Raw genomic sequence first — 21,872 nt, forward strand, 5'->3', positions numbered from 1 at the left:
CCATTGTGGCTCTTGACAGCGGATTGGGTCATATGAGCGAAAGCCCGCCAGAGCGAGCAAGGTGCCTTAAAACGAGGCGGCATTGACCTTCTGGTCATGCCGCCGAAGTTGAAAGGCAGATTGCCGCCCTTGCGGGTTTGCAGCGTCGAGCCGTTACGGCGTTTGGTAAAACGCCGTAACCTACACCCGTTCCGCGATCTCGTGGATGAGGTAGTCGGTCTTTTCCCAGCCCAGGCACGGGTCGGTGATCGACTTGCCAAAGACGCCGCCGTCGACCGGCTGGTTGCCGTCCTCCAGGTAGGACTCGATCATAAAGCCCTTGACCAGCTTAGAGATGGACTCGTTACGGCGGCAGCTGTCGAGCACCTCCTTGCAAATGCGGTACTGCTCCAGCGGGCGCTTGCCCGAGTTGTCGTGGTTGCAGTCGATGACCGCCGCCGGGTTGGCGTAGCCGGCGTGCTCGGTATAGCGCTCGGCCAGGCGCTCCAGGTGCTCGTAGTGGTAGTTGGGGTAGGTGCGCCCATCGAGACCGATGTAGCCACGCATAACGGCGTGTGCGAGCGGGTTGCCGTCGCACTCGACCTCCCAGTTGCGGAAGATGAAGCTCTGGTGCGCCTGGGCGGCGTAAATTGAGTTGAGCATAACGGTGGTAGAGCCGGCAGTGGGATTCTTCATGCCGACGGGTACCGAAATGCCGCTCGACACCAGACGGTGCTCCTGGTTCTCTACCGAGCGTGCGCCCACGGCGACATAGCTCAGCAGGTCAACGAGGTATTGGTAGTTGGACGGATAGAGCATCTCGTCGGCGGTGAAGAAACCCGTTTCCTCAATAACGCGCAGGTGCATATGGCGGATGGCCTTGACGCCCTCGAGCAGGTCGTCGGGAGCCTCGGGGTTGGGGTTGTGCAGCAGGCCCTTGTAGCCGGTGCCCTTGGTGCGCGGCTTGTTGGTGTAGACGCGCGGAATGATGATGAGCTTGTCCTTGACCTCTTCGGCGGTCTTGGCCAGTCGGTTCATATACTCGAGCACCGAATCCTCGCGGTCGGCAGAGCACGGGCCGATGATGAGCACCTTACGTGCGTCCTCGCCGGTAAAGACTTTGGCGACCTCGGCGTCAAATGCCTGCTTTTTGGCGGTAAGCTCGGCAGAAAGTGGCATTTCCTCGCGGATCTCCATGGGGATCGGCAGCCTGCGTTTGAATTCCATGGCCATAGGGGCCTCCTCAATCTATAGAAAGAGCAATAAGCGTATTCTCGAATGCTCGGCATTATCCGCTGTCGCACGCTAAAGTGCAAGCCCTTGCCACCCCGAAACCTACCAAAAAGGGACAGGTTTATTTTGGCAGGTTTTATCTGGGCAAACGTTGACGGGCCCCAGAATGGAATGATGTCACGTGGCTTGGGAGAGGCCGTCGATCGAGTTCCAGGGGAGGCGGTTCGAGGCCGCAGAACAAAATACGGGGGCGCAGGTTGTCCTGCGCCCCCGTTCTCGGGCGTTATTCGTTCCCCGCGGCAGAATTTACGCCGCCTCGTCGAACTGCGAGTTGTACAGATCGGCGTAGAAGCCGCCCTGGGCGAGCAACTCGTCGTGCGTGCCCTTCTCGACGATATCGCCGTCGCGAATTACCAAGATCACGTCGGCGTTGCGGATCGTGGACAGGCGGTGCGCGATAACAAAGCTGGTACGGCCCTGCATCAGCGCATCCATGGCGCGCTGAATAAGCTCCTCGGTGCGGGTGTCCACGTTGGAAGTCGCCTCGTCCAAAATCAGCGCCGGACGGTCGGCCAAAATGGCGCGGGCGATGGTCACGAGCTGGCGCTGACCCTGCGAGAGGTTGGTACCCTCCTCGTTGATCATAAAGTCGTAGCCGCCGGCGAGCGTATGGATAAAGTGGTCGCAGCGCGCAGCACGAGCGGCGGCCTCGACCTCGGCATCGCTCGCATCGGGGCGTCCGTAGCGGATGTTCTCGCGGATGGTGCCGTTAAACAGCCAGGTATCCTGCAGCACCATGGCAAACTCGCCGCGCAGTGCCGCGCGATCCCAGTCGCGCACGTCGATGCCCTCGACGCGCAGCGAACCGCCGTCCACGTCGTAAAAGCGCTGCAGCAGCTTGACGAGCGTGGTCTTGCCGGCGCCGGTGGGGCCGACGATGGCGATGGTTTGGCCGGGCTGTGCCTCGCAGCTAAAGTCGTGGATGATGGTCTTGTCGGGCGTGTAGCCAAACTTGACATGGTCAAACTCCACGTGGCCGGGGCGCTTCTCGGGAATCTGCGCGTCGGCCTTCTGCTCTTCCTCGGGCGCGGCCAGGAACTCAAAGACGCGCTCGGTGGCGGCGGCCATCGACTGCATCGTGTTGCTTACGTTGCCCAGCTGCTGCACGGGTTGCGTAAAGTTGCGAACGTACTGGATAAAGCTCTGGATGTCGCCGGGCGTGGCATTGCCGGTCAGCGCGAGCTGCGCGCCCACCACGACGACGCCCACGTAGCCCATGTTGCCCACCAGGCTCATAAGCGGCATCATCAGGCCCGACAGGAACTGCGAGCGCCAGCCACTAATAAAGAGGCGGTCGTTTTGACGGTCGAACTCCTCGATCGAGGCCTCGGCGCGGTCGAACACCTGAATGACGTTCTGGCCGGCAAAGTCTTCCTCGATAATGCCGTTGACGGTGCCCAGGACCTGCTGCTGCTCGCGGAAGTACGGCTGCGAGAAGTGAATCATCACCATCAAGATAATCGCGGCGGCCGGCAGCGTGAGCACGGTGACGCCGGTGAGCGGCAGGCTGATCGACAGCATCATGACGAGCACGCCGATAATCTGCGTCACCGACGTGATAAGTTGCGTCACGCTCTGGTTGAGCGACTGGCCGAGCGTATCGACGTCGTTGGTGATGCGGCTGAGCACGTCGCCCTTGCTGTGGCCGTTGAAGTAGCTCATCGGCACGACGGCAATCTTGGCGGCGATCTCCTTGCGCATACGGTAACAAATCTTTTGCGTGACGCCGGTCATGAGCCAGCCTTGGATGAGGCTGCAGACAGAGCTTGCCAGATACAGGCAGAGCAAAAAGCCGAGCGTCTTGGCAATCCAGACAAAGTCAACGTCGCCGGTACCGTTTACCTTGGCAACCAGTCCCTCGAACAGCTTGGTCGTAACCTGGCCAAGTACTTTGGGCCCCACAATGTTAAAGATGACCGAGCACACGGCAAAGGCGACGGCGGCAAACACGGCAATCTTGTGCTGGCCGATATAGCCGAGCAGCTGCCTCATGGTGCCCTTAAAGTCCTTGGCCTTTTCGCCGCGACGCATGCCGCCCATGCGGCCCATGCGGCCCATGGGACCACGCTGGCGGGTGGGCTTGGGAATCTGAGTCTTGGTCTCGTCTGCCATTAGCGCTCGCCTCCTTCCGTGACGGCTGCAATTTCTTCTTGGGTAAGCCCCAGCTCTTCGGCGGAAAGCTGCGACTGTGCGATCTCCAGGTACGCCGGGCAGCTGTGCAGCAGCTCCTCGTGCGTCCCGGTGCCCACTACGTGGCCGTCGTCGAGCACGATGATCTGGTCGGCGTGCATGATGGTCGCGATGCGCTGGGCCACGACCACGAGTGCGGCGTCGGTAACGTTTTTGGCCAGCTCCTCGCGTAGGCGCGCGTCGGTCTTGTAGTCGAGGGCACTAAACGAGTCATCGAACACCACGACCTCGGGCTTTTTGGCCAACGCGCGGGCGATGGCCAGACGCTGGCGCTGACCACCCGAAACATTGGAGCCGCCCTGGCTGATGGGGGAGTCGTACCCGTCCTCGCGCTCGGCGATAAAGTCCTCCGCCTGGGCGACGCGTGCTGCCTGGCGCATATCCTCGTCACTCACCATGTCGCCGGCAAACTTGAGGTTGCTCTCGACGGTACCCGAGAACAGACGACCCTGCTGCGGAATATAACCGATGCGGCGGCGCAGCTCGGAAAGGGTCATGTCGCGCACGTCGATGCCGTCGAGCGAAATGCTGCCGCCCGTGACGTCGTACAGGCGCGGGATGAGCTGCACAAGCGTGGACTTGCCCGAGCCCGTGGAGCCAATGATGCCGAGCATCTGGCCGGCGTGCGTGGTGAAGTTTACACCGCTAATGACGTCGGCGCGGGCATCGGGATACTGGAAACTCACGTCACGGAAGGTGAGCTCGCCGCGCGGCGCGCTGGCAGCGGGCAGTTTGGGCGAGGTGGGGTCGTTGATGCTCGTGGGGCAGGTGATGACCTCTTCCACGCGCTCGGCTGCGACCTCGGCGCGGGGCAGGATGACCGAAACCATGGTGAGGATCATAAACGCCATGACGATTTGCATGGTGTAGGAGATGAACGCCATCATGTTGCCGACCTGCATTACGCCGTCGGACACGCCCTGCGCGCCAAACCAGACGATAAGCACGGTGATGCAATTCATGACCAGCATCATGAGCGGCATCATAAAGCTCATGGCTCGGTTGGTGTAGAGCTGCGTGGTCATCAGGTCGAGCGAAGCCTTGTCAAAACGTTCGAGCTCATGCTCCTCGCGGTTGAACGAGCGGATAGGCATAAGGCCGTCGAGCAGCTCGCGGGCGGTAAGGTTCACGCGGTCCACAAAGCTCTGCATCTTTTTGAATTTGGGCATGGTGAGGCCCATAAGCACGCCGACGACGGCCGATACCGCGATGATGGCCACGGCGATGGTCCACTCCAGGCCGGTGTGGTTGGCCAGGACGCGCATGACGGCGACGATGCCCATGACGGGGGCCATCAGGCACATGCGGATAAACAGGGTTGCGGCCATCTGAATCTGCTGAATGTCGTTGGTGCAGCGGGTGATGAGCGAGGCCTGGCTAAACTTGCCCACCTCGGCTGGCGAGAAGTGCATAACCTTGTTGAAGGTCTCGCGGCGCAGGTCGCGGGCGATGGAGCAGGCGGTGCGCGAAGCCACGGCGCCGGTCAGGATGGTGGCGACCAGCGACACCAGACACAGACCAAACATCGTGGTCGCCATGCGGCCCAGGTAGGCGTTCTGCACGTCGGCGGGGTCGATGCCTTGCGCCTTGTACTCGTCCTGTACATAGCTCACGGCGCGCTGAGTGACGATGGAGCCCGACATGGAGCCCATTTTGTCCGCCATATCGTTGGCGCCCTCGACGAGCTTGCTTTGGTCTACCAGACCGCCCTCGACACCCAGGCGCAGGCTCTTCATGGTGATCTTGCCGCCGTCGGCGTCGATCTGCTTTTGCATATTCTGCGCCGCTGCGGCCTTCTGCTGCATCTCGGCGAGCTGCTCGGGCGTCATCGCTGCCATTTGCTCGGGCGTGGGCATGGCCTGAGCGGCGTCGCTGTCTTTCTCGCTGGACGTGCCGGTCATGTCTCCCATGGAGTCGGCGTCGATGCCCTGGTTGAGCGAAAGGACGACGGTTTCGGGCAGGCTCATAATGTCGGTAATTTTGCCTCCATCGGCACGCTCTTCCTCGGTGCCCTTGTACGTTCGAATGCCGTTTTTGTCAGCCTTGCTAAACACGGCCTCCACAGCCTTGGCGTCCTTGGCGCTCATGAAGAGTTCGAGGTCGTCGAGCGATTCGGCGTGAATGGTGTCGGGCACGGGCGAGGCGATGCCGCCTTGCTGCACGCCCACGTCGACGATGTCGCTCATATAGGTAGGCAGCGCCAGATCGGCGTTGCAGCTGATTACGATAAGTACGATAGCTGTGAACAGTGCCAGGACGTGCTTTTTAAAGAGCTTGAGAATCCTCACTCGGCATCTCTCCTTTCTTGATTGCGGTCGATAATTTCGTTGGCACGTCTTAGAAGGCGCACCATCTCTTGGGTATCTGTTTCGCCGAGCTGCTCGAGGAAGGCCGCGGTGCGCTCCTCGAATTCCCGTCGTTTGATTTTGAGATCCTGGAATCCCTTGTCGGTCACCGTGACGTGTACGCGACGACGGTCGGTCTTTGAGTGCTCGCGCTCGACCCAGCCCTTGGCTTCGAGAGCGCGTAGGATATTGGCGATGCGGGCGCTCGAGACCCAGGCGCGATCGGCGAGTTCGCTCGGCGTGAGCGAACCGCCAGCGAGCATGAGGGCGCGCATGACGGCCATCTCGCCGCCGAGGGCTTTGTCCGCAAAGCGCGAAATGCGCTGATGCATGCTGCCGAACTCGGTAAGGAGCTGACGCCCAAGTTCACGGAAATCGGTATCTTCCACCGAAAACCCCTAACACTAGAAACTATTTTCGGTGAAAGATGATACCCGCGTATTCGGGTCTCATGCAGTGGGCAATATAAAGAGCGCATAAAGAGTAAAAAATTCAATCGCTGAAGCGTTTCAAAGAACTATTATGCCCGCGGTTAGGCGAGGGGTTGTCACCACCATGACGACTGGGACTCATTTATCGCCACGTGCGATGCTCCAACTTCCCGCAAGGAGACACCTGAATCAAGGGGGTTGGAGTCATGGCATTTGACTTCACGGGCAAAACCGCGATCGTTACCGGCGGCACTCAGGGCATTGGCCTCGAGATTGCCAAGGGCATCGTTGCGGGCGGCGGACACGTCGCGCTCATCGCAAGGAACGCTGCTAAGGGCGAGGCCGCGGTGGCCGAGCTTGGCGAGGGCAACAAGTTCTATCAGCTCGATGTCGCCGATGCACCCAAGGCGCGCGAGACCGTCGAGCAGATTTTTACGGACCTGCCGCAAACCAACATCCTGATCAACTGCGCTGGCGTCATCAGCACCAAGAAGTTCGACGAGATCGATGACACCGAGTGGCGTCGCACCATCGACATCAACCTCAACGGTACCTTCACTATGATGAACGCCGTGTACCCGCACTTTAAGGCGGCCCATGCCGGCACTATCGTCAACGTGAGCTCTGTCGCTGGCAAGATCGGTGGCGGCCTGCTCGGCACCGCGGCCTACGCGAGCTCTAAGGCCGGTGTCAACGGCCTGACCAAGGCAGTCGCCAAGGAAGGCGGCAAGTTTGGCGTCCGCTGTAACGCCGTGTGCCCGTCACTTACCCTTACCGATATGACTTCGATTCTCTCTGACGAGAACTCTCAGCGCATCATCAACGGTATCCCTCTGGGCCGCGCCGCCCAGGCCAGCGAGCCTGCGCAGATGGTGCTGTTCTTCGCTTCCGACCTCGCCAGCTTCGTGAACGGCGAGATCGGTGACTGCGACGGTGGCATCGTTCTGGACGGGTAATACTCCGCGACGATTATTCGGCGACGGCTCCTGCGACTCGGGACCGTCGCCTTCTTTCTGATATAGGCGCATGCGGCTACGATTCGCATGCATCCAAAGGAGATATATATGAGTGAATCGGCTGCGGTGGAGGCGCCGGCGGCAAAGGAGCCGTTCTTTAAGATGTCCTCCATCCCGGGCGCCAATATCTTGGTGCCGCTTCTGTTGGGCTGTCTGCTCAACACGCTATTCCCCGACCTGTTCAAAACGCTCGGCAGCTTTACGCTTGGCATGACCCAGCAGGGCGCTGGCCCGCTCGTGGGCGCTTTTTTGCTCATCGTCGGTACGACGATTTCGTTTAAGAGCGCTCCTGCCGCCGCTGCCCGCGGCGCCATCATCATCGCCGTCAAGCAGATCGTGGTCGTTGCCATGTCGCTGCTCATCCTTTATGTGTTCAACGACAACTTGTTTGGCATCTCTGCCATGGTGATGCTGGCGGCTTGCACCGGCGCCAACAACGCTATGTACGCTGGGCTGATGGGTACCATGGGCAACGAGGCTGAGCGTGGCGCTGTCGCCATCACCACGCTGGTTGTCGGCCCTCCGGTCACGATGATCGTGCTCGGCGTTGCCGGCCAGGCCCCGATCGGCTGGTCGCTCGTGGGTGCCATTCTGCCGATCGTCGTCGGCATTATTCTGGGTAACCTGTTCCCCAGCTTTAAGAAGATGATGGCACCGGCACTTTCCGCCATCATCGTGCTCGTCTTCTTTGCCATGGGCTCGACCATGACCTTTGGCCAGCTCATTAATGGCGGTCTCCCCGGTATTCTGCTCGGCGTGATCTGTTCGGTGGTCTTTGCAATTCCCGTTATCGCGGTCGATAAGCTCACGGGCGGTACGGGTGTCGCAGGTGCGGCCATTTCGAGCTGCGCCGGAGCCAATGTGGCCACGCCTGCTGCCATGGCAAGCGTCAACGGGGCCATGTACGGCGGTGCGGTGCTCGCGACGGCTACGGCACAGGTTGCTGCCTGCGCAATCGTTACGGCTATTTTGACCCCGCTGGTCACCAGCTGGTGCTACAAGCATTTTGAGGGCCAGGGCAACGGCAATAGCAAGGCAACGACCGACAAGGCCGCCGCAGCCGCCTAATGCCAAGCGGCAATCAAAGCTAAAAACTAGCTACGCCACAGGGCGGCCACGGGGGATCCCGTGGCCGCCCTGCAGTTTCTGTAGGGTCTCTGAGACACTTTACCCTGCTAAAGCTGGCATAACAGCTAGAGCGAACGTCGTACAAAGGCAAGGAAAAATAACATACAAATCGGTGAACGGTAGTTGTTTGCACTCGCATTTCCTGCGGGTTTGTAAAAAACGTCCTTATGATATAAAAAAAGAAACATATAACAGCCCAGATGGAGAGGGTCGCTATGTTATCCTTCTCAAACGGGTGAAATCTTGGGTTTTGGGTTGTAGTTCCAAGGTGGACAAACGTTTTCCCTGCACCAATGTGTGGTGAAGAACGGAAGAAGCCGGTAGTGCAAGCCGAACATTCAAGAATTCAATAAGCAGCGGTGTGAGAGAGCGCCGCATTACACGTAACTAGGAGCGTGGTTACACAATGCAGGAGGCATGGGAAGGCTTCAAGGAAGGCATTTGGACGGGAGAGGTTGACGTCCGAGACTTCATCCAGAAGAACTACACCCCCTACGAGGGCGACGAGTCGTTCCTCGCCGGCCCGACTGAGCGTACCAAGGAGCTGTGGGGCGAGGTTCTCGACCTGCTGCTTAAGGAGCGCGAGCAGGGCGGTGTCCTCGATATGGACACCAAGACCGTCACGGGTATCGTGAGCCACCCCGCTGGCTACATCGATAACGCCCACCGCGAGAAGGAGACCATCGTCGGCCTCCAGACCGACAAGCCGCTCAAGCGCGCGCTGCACGTCAACGGCGGTATCCGCATCGCTTGCCAGGCTGCCAGCCAGCACGGCTATAAGGTCGATGAGAACGTTGTCGAGCGCTACACCTTCGAGCGCAAGACCCACAACGCTGGCGTCTTCGATGTCTACACCCCCGAGATGCGCGCTTGCCGCTCGGCTCACATCATCACCGGTCTGCCCGATGGCTATGGCCGCGGCCGCATCATCGGCGACTACCGTCGTGTTGCCCTGTACGGCGTCGACTACCTGATCAAGGACAAGGAGGCCCAGAAGGCTTCTACCCCGACGGTCATGACCGCCGACAACATCCGCGATCGCGAGGAGCTGCAGGAGCAGATCCGCGCCCTCGGCGAGCTCAAGATGATGGCCGAGACCTATGGTTTCGACATTTCTAACCCTGCTACCAACACGCAGGAGGCCATCCAGTGGATGTACTTCGCCTACCTCGCTGCCGTTAAGGAGCAGAACGGCGCCGCTATGTCCATCGGCCGTACCTCTACGTTCATCGACATCTACGCTGAGCGCGACCTTGCCAACGGTACCTTCACCGAGGAGCAGATCCAGGAGTTCGTGGATCACTTCATCATGAAGCTCCGCATGGTCAAGTTTGCCCGTACCCCCGAGTACCAGGCCCTGTTTACCGGCGACCCGCAGTGGGTCACCGAGTCCATCGGCGGCATGGGTGTCGACGGCCGTACGCTCGTTACCAAGATGAGCTATCGCTACCTGCACACGCTCGAGAACATGGGCACCAGCCCCGAGCCCAACATGACCGTTCTGTGGTCGACCCGTCTGCCCGAGAACTTCAAGAAGTTCTGCGCCAAGACTTCTGTCGCCAGCTCCTCGATCCAGTACGAGAACGACGACCTCATGCGCGTTTACCATGGCGACGACTACGGCATCGCCTGCTGCGTGTCCTCCATGCGCATCGGCAAAGAGATGCAGTTCTTCGGCGCCCGCGCCAACCTGGCCAAGTGCCTGCTGTACGCACTCAACGGCGGTGTTGACGAGGTCTCCAAGAAGCAGGTCGGCCCCAAGTATCGTGCCGTCGAGGGCGATACGCTCGATTACGACGACGTTGTGGCCAAGTACAACGACATGATGAAGTGGCTCGCTGGCGTGTACGTCAACTCGCTGAACATCATTCACTACATGCACGACAAGTACTGCTACGAGCGCATCCAGATGGCCCTGCACGACAAGCACGTGCACCGCTGGTTCGCTACGGGCATCGCTGGCCTTTCCGTCGTGGCTGACTCCCTGTCCGCCATCAAGTACGCCAAGGTCCACCCCGTCCGTGATGAGAACGGCATCATCGTCGACTTCGAGACCGAGGGCGAGTTCCCCAAGTACGGTAACGACGACGACCGCGTCGACCAGATCGCTCACGACGTTGTGCACCAGTTCATGGAGTACATCCGCATGAACGACACCTACCGCAACTCCGTGCCCACGACCTCGGTTCTGACCATTACCTCCAACGTCGTGTACGGTAAGAAGACCGGCTCCACGCCCGACGGCCGCAAGGCTGGCCAGCCGTTCGCCCCGGGTGCTAACCCCATGCACAAGCGCGATAGCCATGGCGCCATCGCTTCGCTGTCTTCGGTTTCCAAGCTCCCGTTCCGCGATGCTCAGGACGGCATCTCCAACACCTTCTCCATCATCCCGAGTGCGCTCGGCAAGGAGGACCAGGTGTTCTTTGGCGATATCGACCTTGATCAGCTGGGCGAGTAACTATTGTTAGTGCTATACTAACAATAACGATTACTGATAGCGCGCCGGTTTCGGCCGGCGCTTATTAATCGAAGGAGACACATTATGAAGGTTTCTGAAGTTTCCGAGACCCAGGCCGATAACCTGGTCCACATGCTCGACGCTTATGCCGAGAAGGGTGGCCACCACCTGAACATCAACGTCTTCAACCGTGAGACGCTGCTCGACGCTCAGGCTCACCCCGAGAAGTACCCGCAGCTGACCATCCGCGTTTCCGGCTATGCCGTGAACTTCCACACGCTCACCAAGGAGCAGCAGGACGAGGTCATTGCGCGTACCTTCCACGACAAGTTCTAAAGGGGTTTAACTCCTGCAGGATCGCCGGGCCGCTTTGGGTTACTTTCCAAAACGTCCTCGGACATGCAAAGAGGCTCCGCTGCGCGCGTTGCGCGGCGGAGCCTCTTTGCGTCCTGCGGGATGTTTTGGGAAATAACCCAAAACCGGCCATGTGGGGTCCTGTGTAGTCACCCGTTAGGCGGAACTCTCCTAATTATTTGGATGAGTCGTTTACTTACTTGTACTGTTACCGTCTTCCCGCTCTTGTTGGGGTATGCTTTGTTCGTATGTAAACGTATGACATGTTGATGGGGGAGGGTGCTATGGCTCGCGAGAGTGCTCGTTCTAAGGATACGGCTAAGCCTGGCATCAAGGAAGTTGCGGCGGTGGCGGGGGTTTCGCCTACTACGGTATCTCGTGTGCTTAATAATCGTGGCTATATTAGCCAAGAGACCCGCGATAAGGTCCATGCCGCGATGAAGCGCATCAACTATACGCCCAACGATATCGCCCGTGCCATGCTCAACGGTCGCCTGAATCTTATCGGTATGATCGTCCCCTATGTCAGCAGTCCGTTTCATGCCCAAGTGGTTCAAGTCATTGAGCATACCCTGGCCGAAAACGGTTTTAAGATGCTGCTGTGCAATAGCGCCAATCGACCCGAGCTTGAGCGCTCTTATATCGACATGCTTCGACGCAATATGGTTGATGGCGTCATCGTCAACTCGCTTAATATCGGTGCCGAGGCGTATGCCGAGATGGGCTTGAGTCTGGTTGGTATCGACTGCGACCTTGGCGAAGCCTCTGTTCAGATTGCGAGCGACAGCTATAGCATCGGCGAACTTGCCACGCGTCGCCTGATCGATGACGGATGTTCACGCATCCTGTGCCTGCGCAGCAATAGCCGCATGCGCATGCCTGCCAATAAGCGTACCGATGCCTACCTCGATGTTGTTGAGCAGGCCGGTTTGCCCGCGCTTGTCCGTGAGGTTGAGTTCGTTAAGCCCGACGACGAAAAGAGCGCGGTCGTTGCGAAGATCCTCGATGAGAACCCCGATATTGACGGCATCTTTGCGGGAGACGACACGATGGCGGCTATCTGTCTTAACGTGATGAAGCAGCGCGGCTTGAGCGCTCCGGGCGATATTAAGGTCGTGGGCGCGGATGGTGCCCGCCGCACTATGACGTTTATGCCTGACTTAACAACCGTACGCCAAGATATCGATCGCATCGGAGAGCTCGCGGCGCAATCCATCATTGCTCTTATTAACGGCGAAAAGCCCGAATCGAATATCAAGCTCCCCGTTGAACTCATTGAGGGTAAAACCGCGTAGTTCATCCCGTGCCAAAAGAATTCCTCAAACACCTCTGATGACCGTTCGCCGGCATATGTCAACCGTTTGCCGACGACTGGAACTGCGAAAAGACGTATTGGTGTGAAAACGTTTGACATATGAAAACGATTGACATATCTTGCAGTTGTACCGAGTTAGTATCTCGTGAGAAAGGAAGTCTCGGATGCACAAGGTGTATTACCAGCCTGAGGGAATTTGGGTAGGCGACATCATGCCGTACGGCGAGGACGGCACGTTCTATCTCTATCATCAGCGTGACACGCGAAACCCCGGACCTTTCGGAGAGCCGTTTGGCTGGGCACTCGCGACAACCAAGGACTTCGTCAATTACAAAGACTTTGGCGAGAGCCTTGAGCGTGGCGGCGACGAGGAAGTCGACCAGTATGTTTATGCCGGCACGGTGTTTAAGGTGGGCGACAAGTACCATGCGCTCTACACTGGTTGCAATCGCGATAAGGTCAAGGCACGCTTGATGAAGCAGGTTCTTCTTCACGCAACGAGTGACGACGCCGTCAAGTGGGAGAAGAACATCGCCGAGACGCTGCTTCCGCCCCAGGAGGGTTACGATGACCGCAACTGGCGCGATCCCTTTGTGCTTTGGGATGAGGAGAACGAAGAGTACATGCTCATCCTCGGCACGCGTGTGGGCGAGGACAAGCGTCTGATGACCGGTCGTCTGGTCAAGTTCACCTCCAAGGACCTGGATACCTGGGAGTTCCAGGGCGACTGGTGGAATCCGGGCCTGTACACCATGTTCGAGATGCCTGATCTCTTTAAGATGGGCGACTGGTGGTATCTGGTGTTCTCCGAGTACAGTGATGGCAACAAGACCCGTTACCGCATGTCTCGCTCTATCAACGGTCCTTGGATCACTCCTGCGGACGATTCCTTCGATGGCCGCGCGTACTATGCCGCACGTACCGCATTTGATGGCGAGCGCCGCGTTCTCTTTGGTTGGGTTCCTACGCGTGACGAGGGCGGTGACCCCAGCTCTTACCTGTGGGGTGGCACCTTTATGCCTCTCGAGATCGTTCAGCGTGCTGACGGAACGCTCGGCACCAAGCTCCCCGACAGCATGCTTGGCGCCTTTGGCGAGGCTAAGGCAGTCGAGGCCTTTGAGCTTTCCTGCGAGTCGGGCAAGGTCGAGCAGGTGCTCGCCGCGGATGCCGGTTCCACCTATATGCTCGATGCCGACATCGAGCTCGCCGGTGACGCTGCCGGCTTCTCGGTGAAGCTTGCCGAGGACGCCGAGTCCGGTCTTGCCTATGAGTTCCGCGCCAACCTGCGTGAGGGCAAGCTCGAGTTTACGGCGGCCCCCCAGTATCCGTGGTTCCAGGTCAACAACATGGGCCTCGAGCGTCCGTTGTTCTTTAAGGGCGAGGGCACTCATCATGTGCGCCTGGTCGTTGACGACGATATCGCGACCATCTTTGTCGATGATGTTGCGCTTAACGCGCGCTTCTGCAATAAGCAGGGCCAGGGTGTGGCACTGACGGTCACCGACGGTACGCTCAAGTGCGCAAATGCAACGATCGCGTCTCTGTAATGGCATCAAAACGTTTTATGATTTCGTAAGGGAATGGAGAGGAACATGGACTACAAAGTAGTGTCTCAGCAAGTCGTCGATAACGTCGGCGGTCTGGAGAACATCGAGGGCGCCACGCATTGCGTTACGCGTCTGCGTCTGGTGCTCAAGGATACGAGCAAGTACAACAAGGCCGAGCTCGAGAACATCGATGGCGTCAAGGGCGTGCTGTACAACAGCGGCCAGCTCATGATCATCTTCGGTACCGGTACCGTCAACAAGGTCTACGATGAGTTTATGGCTCTGACGGGCGTTAAGGAGATCAGCGCTTCCGAGGTCAAGGGCGCCGAGGCGGACAAGAAGGGCAAGTTCTTCTCGGTCCTCAAGGTATTCTCGGATATCTTTATCCCCATCATTCCCGCTTTCGTCGGCGCTGCTATCATCATCGGCCTTAAGTCGCTGATCGTTGCCAACGGCCTCTTTGGCATGGAGGGCAGCCTTGCCGACCACAGCGAGTTCCTCAAGAACCTCGCAAGCTTCTTTGCCATTATCGCCACCACGTTTGACTACCTGCCTGTCCTGGTTATGTACAGCGCGGTGAAGCGTTTTGGCGGTAACCCGATTCTGGGCATCCTCGTCGGTATCGTCATGGTTCACCCGAGCCTTATGAACCGAAACACGTTCGTTATGGATCCGACGGGTGCTGAGTACTGGAACTTTGGTCCGCTCTCCATCCCCATGGTTGCTTTCCAGGGCGGCGTGTTCCCTGCAATCCTGACTGCCTGGTTTATGGCCAAGGTCGAAAAGATTGCCCAGAAGTACATCCCCGAGGTCGTCTCGTTCGTCTTTGTCCCGACCGTTACCCTGATTCTTGCTAACGTCGCCCTGTTCACCGTGTTCGGCCCGCTCGGCAACCTGATCGGCGACGTCCTCGCCGGTGTAATCGATATCCTGTACAACAGGATGGGCGTCTTCGGTGCCTTTGTCTTTGCCGCATTCCTGCAGCCGCTCGTCGTTACCGGTACGCATCAGTTCATCCAGGGTATCGAGGCAAACCTCGTCGCCACGACTGGCTTCAACTACATCCAGGCCATCTGGTCGGTTTCCATCATCGCCCAGGGCGGCGGCGCCATCGGCATGTACCTCATTCACAAGAAGCATTCCAAAGAGCGCAACATCTGCATGTCGTCCTTTATCCCGACGCTGGTCGGTATCTCCGAGCCCGCAATCTTTGCTGCAAACATGCGCTACTCGATCATCCCGTTCATCTGCGCTTGCATCGGTGCAGGCTGCGGCGGTGCCTTCGTGAAGCTCTTTGAGGTGCGCGCCATCGGTCAGGGTCTGACCGGCGTGCTTGGCCTGCTCATCGTCACGCCCGAGACGCTCGTGTGGTATGTGGCTGGCAATCTCATCGCCTTTATCGTGCCGATCGTCTTGATCTTTGCCTACAACAAGGCAAAGGGCGTGCCGACCACTGATGAAGAGGGCGCTGGTGCTGGCTTTGATGTCAGCTTCTAGTTGAGCCGTTCAGCGTAATCTGAGGATAAGTCCATTTGGGGAAGGGCGTTCGACTCGTGTGAGTCGAGCGTCCTTCCCCATAGACGAGAAAGTCAACGGCGATGTTTAATCAAAAAAATAAGGTGACACGCGCGGACTATGAGCAGTGGCGTGCCGGACAGGATGAGACGGCGGGTCGCATCGCGTCCGACCCCGATAGGCTCCTGTTCCATGTGGAGCCTGAGCTTGGCTGGCTCAACGACCCCAACGGTTTGGTGCAGATTGGTGATACGTATCACATCTATCACCAATACGATCCATTCGATGCTGCGCATGGCGGTCCAGTGCTTTGGAATCATCTGACAACAAAGGATTTTGTGACGTACGAGAATTGCGGCCCTGTGCTGTTCCCCGATTCCGATTTGGATTCGAGCGGAGCGTATTCTGGTTCTGCCTTTGTACACGACGGCAAGATTCACTACTTCTATACCGGCAACGTCAAGCATTTTGACCGCGATGATTACGACTACGTGTTGACGGGCCGTGAGCAAAACCAAATTCATATGGTTGCCGAGAATCCCGACGAATTGGGCAAGAAGCGTGTGGCTGTTGGGCCGGTCGATTACCCCGACGATATCGGTACGCACGTACGCGACCCCAAGATCCTTGAACACGATGGTATCTACTACATGGTTCTGGGCGCTCGTACGAAAGACGACCGCGGCTGCGTGCTTGTCTATACCTCGAGCGATCTAGAGGACTGGAGCTATGCGACGCGCATTGAGTTGGGCGAGAAGTTTGGCTTTATGTGGGAGTGCCCCGATCTGTTTGAGCTCGATGGTGAGCTTATTCTCGTTTGCTGTCCGCAGGGTGTGTCCGCCGATGGTTGGCGTTACCGCAATCCGCACCAGTGCGTGTGGTTTCCCATCGAGGCCGATTGGGAGGCGCCGAGTTTTAAGATCACCGGGCAGGGCATGCCCCCGATGGTCGATGCCGGCTTTGATTTCTACGCACCGCAGTCCTTTGAGGATGCTGCGGGTCGGCGTTTGATGATCGGATGGTCGGGATGCCCCGATGCGACGGCAGAAAGCCCGACGGTGGCACGCGGGTGGCAGTGCGCGTTGACGGTGCCGAGAGAGCTGAACATGCGCGATGGTAAGCTCTGTCAGCAGCCGGCGCACGAGATTGAGGGGATGCGCGGCGACTGCGTTCGCGCGACAGGCGGTGAAACCGTTGAGGAGCCGGGCCGCCTGTTTGATCTTGTGGTTTCCTGTGAGGGCGCCCAGGTGATCGAGCTCGAAATCCGCAAGGGTGTCTTTGTGCGCTATGCAGACGGGATGCTTACCCTCGACATGGGTGACGAAGGCTATGGGCGCGACCGGAGGTCGATCGAGCTCAGCGAGCTTCGCGACCTGCGCGTGCTTTCGGACACTACGATGGTCGAGATTTTTGCAAATGGCGGCGAGGCAGCACTTACGAGCCGGACCTATTCGCCGGCGGTTCCGGCGATGGAGCTGCACGCCGAGGGTGCGGTATCGATGAATTTCTACCGCCTCGTGCATTAACCGTGCATGGAGTACGATTGGACTTGCTGGGCGGAATGTGTCGCAGTTACCGCGGCCAGCTACCGTTTATCGCGTATAGCGACCGTTTGCGGAATAAGTAACACTCCTTAATAAACCGTGTAGAATCTCAGGATGCACGGAGTTTTCCAGGGAGACGCTGTCCTTTGTTGTGTGCAAGGGGCGGCGTCTCTTTGGCGCTTGGACGCCGTTGTGCAACAGTGCGGCGGCGCGTGCCATGTATTGAAAAGCCAATGTTGAGATGGGTCGTGATAATAATGGGCAAGTACGTAATCGTGGTTGAGTCTGGGTCGGATGTGACGCCGGAGCTTTGCGAGCGCTACGGCATCGTGCGCGTGCCCATGCATGTCACGATTGGTGACGAGACCGTCGAGGACGGCTCCATCGATCCGCTTGAGATTTACTCGCGCTGCAACGAGTTTGGTGTGATGCCCAAGACCAGCGGCTGTGCGCCGGCAGATTTTGCGCACGTATATGACCGTATCCATGCCGAGCAGCCCGACGCGACTATTCTGCATCTCGCGTATTCCGAGGCAACGACCTGCTCCCATCAATCATCGAAGATCGCCGCCAAGGGTCGCGACTACGTCTACTCCATGGACACGCGTTTTGTCTCGGTGGGCCAGTCGCTCGTTGTCGTCGAGACTGCCAAATACATCGAGGCTCACCCCGATGCCACCGTCGACGAGATCTTTGCTTTTACGAATTCCGTCATGGACCGTGTGCTGCTGGGCTTTGTTCCTACCGACCTTGCCTTCCTTAAGGCAGGCGGTCGTTTGTCCAACGTCGCGTTCCTAGGCGCCCATCTGCTCAAGATTAAGCCCTGCATTGAGGTGACGGGCGGCAAGTTCGTGGCAACCAAGAAGTTCCGCGGCTCTATGCTCAAGTGCGCCCGCGCCTTTATTGACCACATGGTTGCGAAGGGCGAGATCGACTACTCACACATTGGCCTGGCGTATTCGGTAGGCCTTTCCCAGGAGCTGCGCGACGACATGGAAGTCTATGCGCACGATCTGGGCTTTAAGGACGTTACCTGGACTCAGGTCGGCGGCGTCATCTCGAGCCATTGCGGCCCGACCGCCTTCGGTGCGGTGCTCACGCTTAAGGCGTAAAGGCCGCAGGCGAGCGTTCTTCAGCCTGACATCTCGACGTAGCCCCCAGCCATGGTGATGGGGGATAGATTAAAACGTGCCGTTCTAGTCCGAGACGTTTAAACGCAAACGCATGGGCTAGAATGACTCTGGCATTTTAATTGGTTGCATCCAAGGAGAGGCAAGGTAGCGCGAATGGCAGAAATGACGCTTGAGGGTGTGGACGCTCGTCCCGAGGACTCTGCGTTTGCCCTTGGCCGCGTGCATTCGATCGAGACGATGGGAACGGTCGACGGACCCGGCATCCGCTTTGTGGTGTTTGTTCAGGGCTGTCCCATGCGCTGCGCGTATTGCCACAATCCCGATACCTGGTCGGTCAACGGCGGCACCATGGTGACCGTCGAACACCTGATGGATGAGTTCCAGAGTAACCACGAGTTCTATCGCAGCGGTGGCATTACGGTGTCCGGCGGCGAGCCGCTCCTGCAGCCCGAGTTTTTGGCCGATCTGTTTCGTGCTATGCATAACAACCCCGATGGCCGTGTACATACCTGCCTAGATAGCTGTGGCTATGCATTTGACCCCAACCACCCCGAGAAGTTCGATGCCGTGCTCAACGAGACCGACATGGTACTGCTCGATATTAAGCATGCCGACCCGGTCGAGCATAAAAAGCTGACCGGTTGCGATCCCGCACGCATCTTGGCGTTCGGCGATGAACTTGCACGTCGCAAGATCAAGGTCGTTATCCGCCACGTGGTGGTGCCGGGCATTACCGACACGGTGGAGGAGTGCGAGAAGCTCGGTCGCCTCATCGCTCCATGGCACAACGTGGTGGGCCTGGAAATGCTGCCGTATCACACGATGGGTGTCGTCAAGTACGAGCAACTGGGCATTCCCTATAAGCTTGAGGGCGTACCTCAGATGGATACCGCGCGCATGCCCGAGCTGCGCAATGCCGTTATGGCCGGTATGAAAAAGCGCCGTGCGGAGCTCAGGTCGGCCATCGGCTAACAAGCCATTTTTGCCCCTTTATGATACCCGAGCTGTACTGGCCTAACGGCTTGGTGCTGACACGGTTGAGCCAAAATGCTGGTACCATACCGTGGATAAGCAATTTGCACGGATTTGGGGGATGGCATGGCAACCATCGCGATCATAGGCGCACTCGAAAAAGAGGTTGCGCAGATTAAGGAAGAGCTGAGTGGCACGCATGAGTCGCAGGAGGCGGGCTTGACCGTTGTGAACGGTGGGCTTTCGGGTCTGACAGTAGTCGCCACGACGGCAGGCATGGGGACCGTGAACGCCGCTGCCGCAACGCAGCATCTCATCAGCAAATACGCCCCGCAGGCCGTTGTGTTTTCGGGCATTGCGGGCGGCCTAAACCCTAAACTCCATATTAACGACGTGGTTATAGGCAAGTGCCTGCGCTATCTGGATACCGATACGGCACTCATCGCCGAGTCCGCGCCGGGGCTCGAGGAGTTTGTCTCGACACCGGCGTTGGCTGATGTTGCCGCCGCCGTGCTTGCCGAGCATGGATTTGTGGATGCCTCGGCGGATGAGACTTCTGCGGAGAAGGACCCCAAGCAGTTCCTGTGTGGCACTATCGCCACGGGTGATCGCTTTGTTACGGGTGACGCCATGCGTAACGCTGCGATTGAGGCCACGCATGCCGATTGCGTCGAGATGGAGGGCGCGGCAATTGCGCACATCGCGGCCAAGAATGGTGTCGATTGCCTGGTACTGCGCGCTATCAGCGATAATTGTGACGAGGCATATGACGCGTTTTGCGAGCGCGAGTTCGATCTGGACGAGTACGCTCGCACCGCGAGCGGCATCACGCTTGACATCGTTCGTCGTATCGCCGCCGCGCAATAGCACGCCCGTTTTGTAAGAACCTACGACCAAGGAGTGTCCATGGCCGATTCAATTAACTACCAGCTTGCCAAGTTCGTCGCCAGCTACGGCAAGGTTTCGCAGATTCCCGAGTCAACCTGTCCCGAGGTGAGCTTCGTCGGCCGCTCGAACGTGGGCAAGTCCTCCATCATGAACAAACTCTTTGGCCGCAAGAACCTGGTCAAGGTTTCGAGCACGCCGGGCAAGACGAGCAACATCAACTTTTTTGAGGCCGATGACGTGCATTTCGTGGACCTGCCGGGTTACGGTTTCGCCCGTCGCTCCAAGGCCGAGCGCGACCGCTGGGCCGAGCTTATCGGCGACTTTTTCGACTCCGAGCGCAGCTTTAACTTGGTCGTCTCACTGGTGGACATTCGTCACGACCCCAGTAAACTCGACCATGACATGATCGACTACCTGCAGGGCAACGAGTTCAACTTTATCGTCTGCCTCACCAAGGCCGACAAACTCAGCCGCACCCAGCAGGCCCGCCAAGCAGCAGCCATCAAAAAGCAGCTCAACGTCCCGGCCGAAAACGTAATCATCACAAGCTCCCAAACCGGCACCGGCATCGACGAACTAAAAAAGCGCATCGCCGAGGCCTGCCTCTAGTCAGGGCTCCAGCCTAGCAAGAGCCCCTATCAATAAAAAACAAAACTATCAGCCCGGAGCCCCTTCAAAGCGTGGGTCCCTGTAGACATCCTCAGCAAGGTGGGCGCAGGGACGGTCGGGATGTTCCCTCAAAATCATTCCGCAGCGCGAAGGCCCCTTGTCCGTCGCTCCGCAGGAGCAGGACAAGGGGCCTTCATGCGCGAGGACGATTTTGAGGGAACATCCCGACCGTCCCGGACAGGTATATGAGGAGGATGTCTACAGGTACTCGATTTGAGCGCCTTCCGTGTCGCACGTCAGAATATGCGTATCACACTTAGGGAACTGCTCGCGCAGCTTGACCTGCAGGAACTTTGCCACGATGGTATCGTCGGTCACAGCCATAAGGGTCGAGCCCGAACCGCTGATCCAGATGGTCTTGGCACCGCCGTTAAGGCAGGTGTCGCGCACAGCGTTGTAGTCGGGAATCAGACGGCGACGATAGGGCTCCTGGATGCGGTCGTCGTTGGCGGCGGCAATCAGGTCAAGGTCGCCAGTCTCCAGGCCGCGCGTCATGCCGGCGATGCGGCCCATTTGCCATACGGCGGTGGAGAGTGGAATCTCCTGCGGCACAACCTTGCGCGCCTCGCTCGTATGCACCTCGTAGGGCGGAATCACGGTAATAAAACGCAAGCGATCGCTCACCTCGTAGCGCAGGCACTGGGGGAGCGAATCAGTCGGCGTAAAGGAGCAAACGGCACCGCCCAGGATAGCGGGGGCGACGTTATCGGGATGGCCCTCGACCTCGGTGGCGATGCGGACGAGCTCGGCGCGGTCGACGGTATGGCCCGTCAACGCGGCGGCAGCCATGATGCCGGCGACGACGCAGGTGGAGCTGGAACCCAGGCCGCGGGCGACGGGCACGTCGGTCTGAATGTCGATGGCAACGGGAAAAGCCGGCTCGCCCCAGGCGGCCAGAGCATCGACAAAGCTTACATAGACCAGGTTATTCTCGTTTTGGAACTCCTCGGGGCAGCCCGTGATGGTGAGCTTGTCGGCGCACTCAAAGGTAAAGTGCGAGTAGAGGCTGACGGCCATGCCGAGGGTATCGTATCCAATGCCCAAGTTGGCGCTTGTTGCTGGGACGGTGATTTTGATCATGTGGGTCCTCCTGGG

Annotated in this window: 15 protein-coding genes and 1 pseudogene; 11 read left to right on the top strand and 5 right to left on the bottom strand. The window is 58.6% G+C overall.

Annotation, left to right across the window (positions count from 1 at the left end; genetic code table 11):
* Positions 1-180: 180 nt before the first annotated feature.
* From AAA021_RS06630 to AAA021_RS06645, 4 genes are all read right to left on the bottom strand, one after another.
* The gene (locus tag AAA021_RS06630; RefSeq protein ID WP_022094323.1) at positions 181-1,212 is read right to left on the bottom strand and encodes a 3-deoxy-7-phosphoheptulonate synthase; all 1,032 of its coding nucleotides are present in this window, start codon (positions 1,210-1,212) and stop codon (positions 181-183) included.
* 306 nt (positions 1,213-1,518) lie between these two features.
* Positions 1,519-3,384 (bottom strand): ABC transporter ATP-binding protein, encoded by a 1,866-nt coding sequence (locus AAA021_RS06635; protein WP_349088540.1) that lies wholly within the window; start codon positions 3,382-3,384, stop codon positions 1,519-1,521.
* Complete coding sequence (locus tag AAA021_RS06640) at positions 3,384-5,750, bottom strand: ABC transporter ATP-binding protein (RefSeq protein WP_349088542.1); 2,367 nt, start codon at positions 5,748-5,750, stop codon at positions 3,384-3,386. Before AAA021_RS06640 ends, AAA021_RS06635 begins: the two co-directional genes overlap by 1 nt.
* Positions 5,747-6,196 (bottom strand): MarR family transcriptional regulator, encoded by a 450-nt coding sequence (locus AAA021_RS06645; RefSeq protein ID WP_349088544.1) that lies wholly within the window; start codon positions 6,194-6,196, stop codon positions 5,747-5,749. Before AAA021_RS06645 ends, AAA021_RS06640 begins: the two co-directional genes overlap by 4 nt.
* Positions 6,197-6,444: 248 nt before the next feature.
* On the opposite strand from AAA021_RS06645, the gene AAA021_RS06650 reads away from it, so the two are divergent.
* The 11 genes and pseudogenes from AAA021_RS06650 to yihA all read left to right on the top strand — a co-directional run bounded on the left by AAA021_RS06650 (position 6,445) and on the right by yihA (position 20,717).
* On the top strand, positions 6,445-7,194 hold the full coding sequence (locus AAA021_RS06650; protein WP_006234857.1) for an SDR family NAD(P)-dependent oxidoreductase: 750 nt from the start codon (positions 6,445-6,447) through the stop codon (positions 7,192-7,194).
* 108 nt (positions 7,195-7,302) lie between these two features.
* Positions 7,303-8,322 (top strand): 2-keto-3-deoxygluconate permease, encoded by a 1,020-nt coding sequence (locus AAA021_RS06655; RefSeq protein ID WP_349088546.1) that lies wholly within the window; start codon positions 7,303-7,305, stop codon positions 8,320-8,322.
* Positions 8,323-8,788: 466 nt separating this feature from the next.
* Positions 8,789-11,167, top strand: a pseudogene (gene pflB, locus AAA021_RS06660) (formate C-acetyltransferase); the annotation flags it as partial.
* A gap of 311 nt (positions 11,168-11,478) precedes the next feature.
* The gene (locus AAA021_RS06665) at positions 11,479-12,489 is read left to right on the top strand and encodes a LacI family DNA-binding transcriptional regulator (protein ID WP_225093894.1); all 1,011 of its coding nucleotides are present in this window, start codon (positions 11,479-11,481) and stop codon (positions 12,487-12,489) included.
* 184 nt (positions 12,490-12,673) lie between these two features.
* Positions 12,674-14,056 carry a family 43 glycosylhydrolase gene (locus tag AAA021_RS06670; RefSeq protein ID WP_117743236.1) on the top strand — a complete coding sequence of 461 codons (1,383 nt, stop codon included), beginning with the start codon at positions 12,674-12,676 and terminating at the stop codon, positions 14,054-14,056.
* 45 nt (positions 14,057-14,101) lie between these two features.
* Positions 14,102-15,553 carry a PTS transporter subunit EIIC gene (locus tag AAA021_RS06675; RefSeq protein ID WP_040358954.1) on the top strand — a complete coding sequence of 484 codons (1,452 nt, stop codon included), beginning with the start codon at positions 14,102-14,104 and terminating at the stop codon, positions 15,551-15,553.
* A gap of 101 nt (positions 15,554-15,654) precedes the next feature.
* Positions 15,655-17,097, top strand: coding sequence for a glycoside hydrolase family 32 protein (locus AAA021_RS06680; protein WP_349088549.1), 1,443 nt, complete (start codon positions 15,655-15,657; stop codon positions 17,095-17,097).
* Between the two features lie 275 nt (positions 17,098-17,372).
* Positions 17,373-18,227 carry a DegV family protein gene (locus AAA021_RS06685; RefSeq protein WP_349088551.1) on the top strand — a complete coding sequence of 285 codons (855 nt, stop codon included), beginning with the start codon at positions 17,373-17,375 and terminating at the stop codon, positions 18,225-18,227.
* Between the two features lie 174 nt (positions 18,228-18,401).
* Positions 18,402-19,220, top strand: coding sequence for a pyruvate formate-lyase-activating protein (gene pflA / locus AAA021_RS06690; RefSeq protein ID WP_117766536.1), 819 nt, complete (start codon positions 18,402-18,404; stop codon positions 19,218-19,220).
* A gap of 126 nt (positions 19,221-19,346) precedes the next feature.
* Positions 19,347-20,087, top strand: coding sequence for a 5'-methylthioadenosine/S-adenosylhomocysteine nucleosidase (mtnN, locus tag AAA021_RS06695; RefSeq protein WP_117766538.1), 741 nt, complete (start codon positions 19,347-19,349; stop codon positions 20,085-20,087).
* 39 nt (positions 20,088-20,126) lie between these two features.
* Positions 20,127-20,717 (top strand): ribosome biogenesis GTP-binding protein YihA/YsxC, encoded by a 591-nt coding sequence (yihA, locus tag AAA021_RS06700; protein ID WP_006234871.1) that lies wholly within the window; start codon positions 20,127-20,129, stop codon positions 20,715-20,717.
* A 258-nt stretch (positions 20,718-20,975) separates the two neighbouring features.
* Here yihA and thrB read toward each other — a convergent pair whose 3' ends face one another.
* A complete protein-coding gene (gene thrB, locus AAA021_RS06705) occupies positions 20,976-21,857 on the bottom strand; it encodes a homoserine kinase (RefSeq protein ID WP_271747773.1) in 882 nt (293 codons plus the stop codon).
* Between the last annotated feature and the right edge of the window lie 15 nt (positions 21,858-21,872).

Origin of the sequence: Collinsella sp. CLA-JM-H32 (genome assembly GCF_040098165.1) — a bacterium.
In the GTDB taxonomy this organism is placed as follows: domain Bacteria; phylum Actinomycetota; class Coriobacteriia; order Coriobacteriales; family Coriobacteriaceae; genus Collinsella.

What these genes read in the sequence shown, in the direction of transcription:
- AAA021_RS06630 (WP_022094323.1), bottom strand. Translation starts at nt 1,212, where the DNA reads ATGGCCATGGAATTCAAACGCAGGCTGCCGATCCCCATGGAGATCCGC.
- AAA021_RS06635 (WP_349088540.1), bottom strand. Translation starts at nt 3,384, where the DNA reads ATGGCAGACGAGACCAAGACTCAGATTCCCAAGCCCACCCGCCAGCGT.
- AAA021_RS06650 (WP_006234857.1), top strand. Translation starts at nt 6,445, where the DNA reads ATGGCATTTGACTTCACGGGCAAAACCGCGATCGTTACCGGCGGCACT.
- AAA021_RS06655 (WP_349088546.1), top strand. Translation starts at nt 7,303, where the DNA reads ATGAGTGAATCGGCTGCGGTGGAGGCGCCGGCGGCAAAGGAGCCGTTC.
- AAA021_RS06665 (WP_225093894.1), top strand. Translation starts at nt 11,479, where the DNA reads ATGGCTCGCGAGAGTGCTCGTTCTAAGGATACGGCTAAGCCTGGCATC.
- AAA021_RS06670 (WP_117743236.1), top strand. Translation starts at nt 12,674, where the DNA reads ATGCACAAGGTGTATTACCAGCCTGAGGGAATTTGGGTAGGCGACATC.
- AAA021_RS06675 (WP_040358954.1), top strand. Translation starts at nt 14,102, where the DNA reads ATGGACTACAAAGTAGTGTCTCAGCAAGTCGTCGATAACGTCGGCGGT.
- AAA021_RS06680 (WP_349088549.1), top strand. Translation starts at nt 15,655, where the DNA reads ATGTTTAATCAAAAAAATAAGGTGACACGCGCGGACTATGAGCAGTGG.
- AAA021_RS06685 (WP_349088551.1), top strand. Translation starts at nt 17,373, where the DNA reads ATGGGCAAGTACGTAATCGTGGTTGAGTCTGGGTCGGATGTGACGCCG.
- pflA (WP_117766536.1), top strand. Translation starts at nt 18,402, where the DNA reads ATGGCAGAAATGACGCTTGAGGGTGTGGACGCTCGTCCCGAGGACTCT.
- mtnN (WP_117766538.1), top strand. Translation starts at nt 19,347, where the DNA reads ATGGCAACCATCGCGATCATAGGCGCACTCGAAAAAGAGGTTGCGCAG.
- yihA (WP_006234871.1), top strand. Translation starts at nt 20,127, where the DNA reads ATGGCCGATTCAATTAACTACCAGCTTGCCAAGTTCGTCGCCAGCTAC.
- thrB (WP_271747773.1), bottom strand. Translation starts at nt 21,857, where the DNA reads ATGATCAAAATCACCGTCCCAGCAACAAGCGCCAACTTGGGCATTGGA.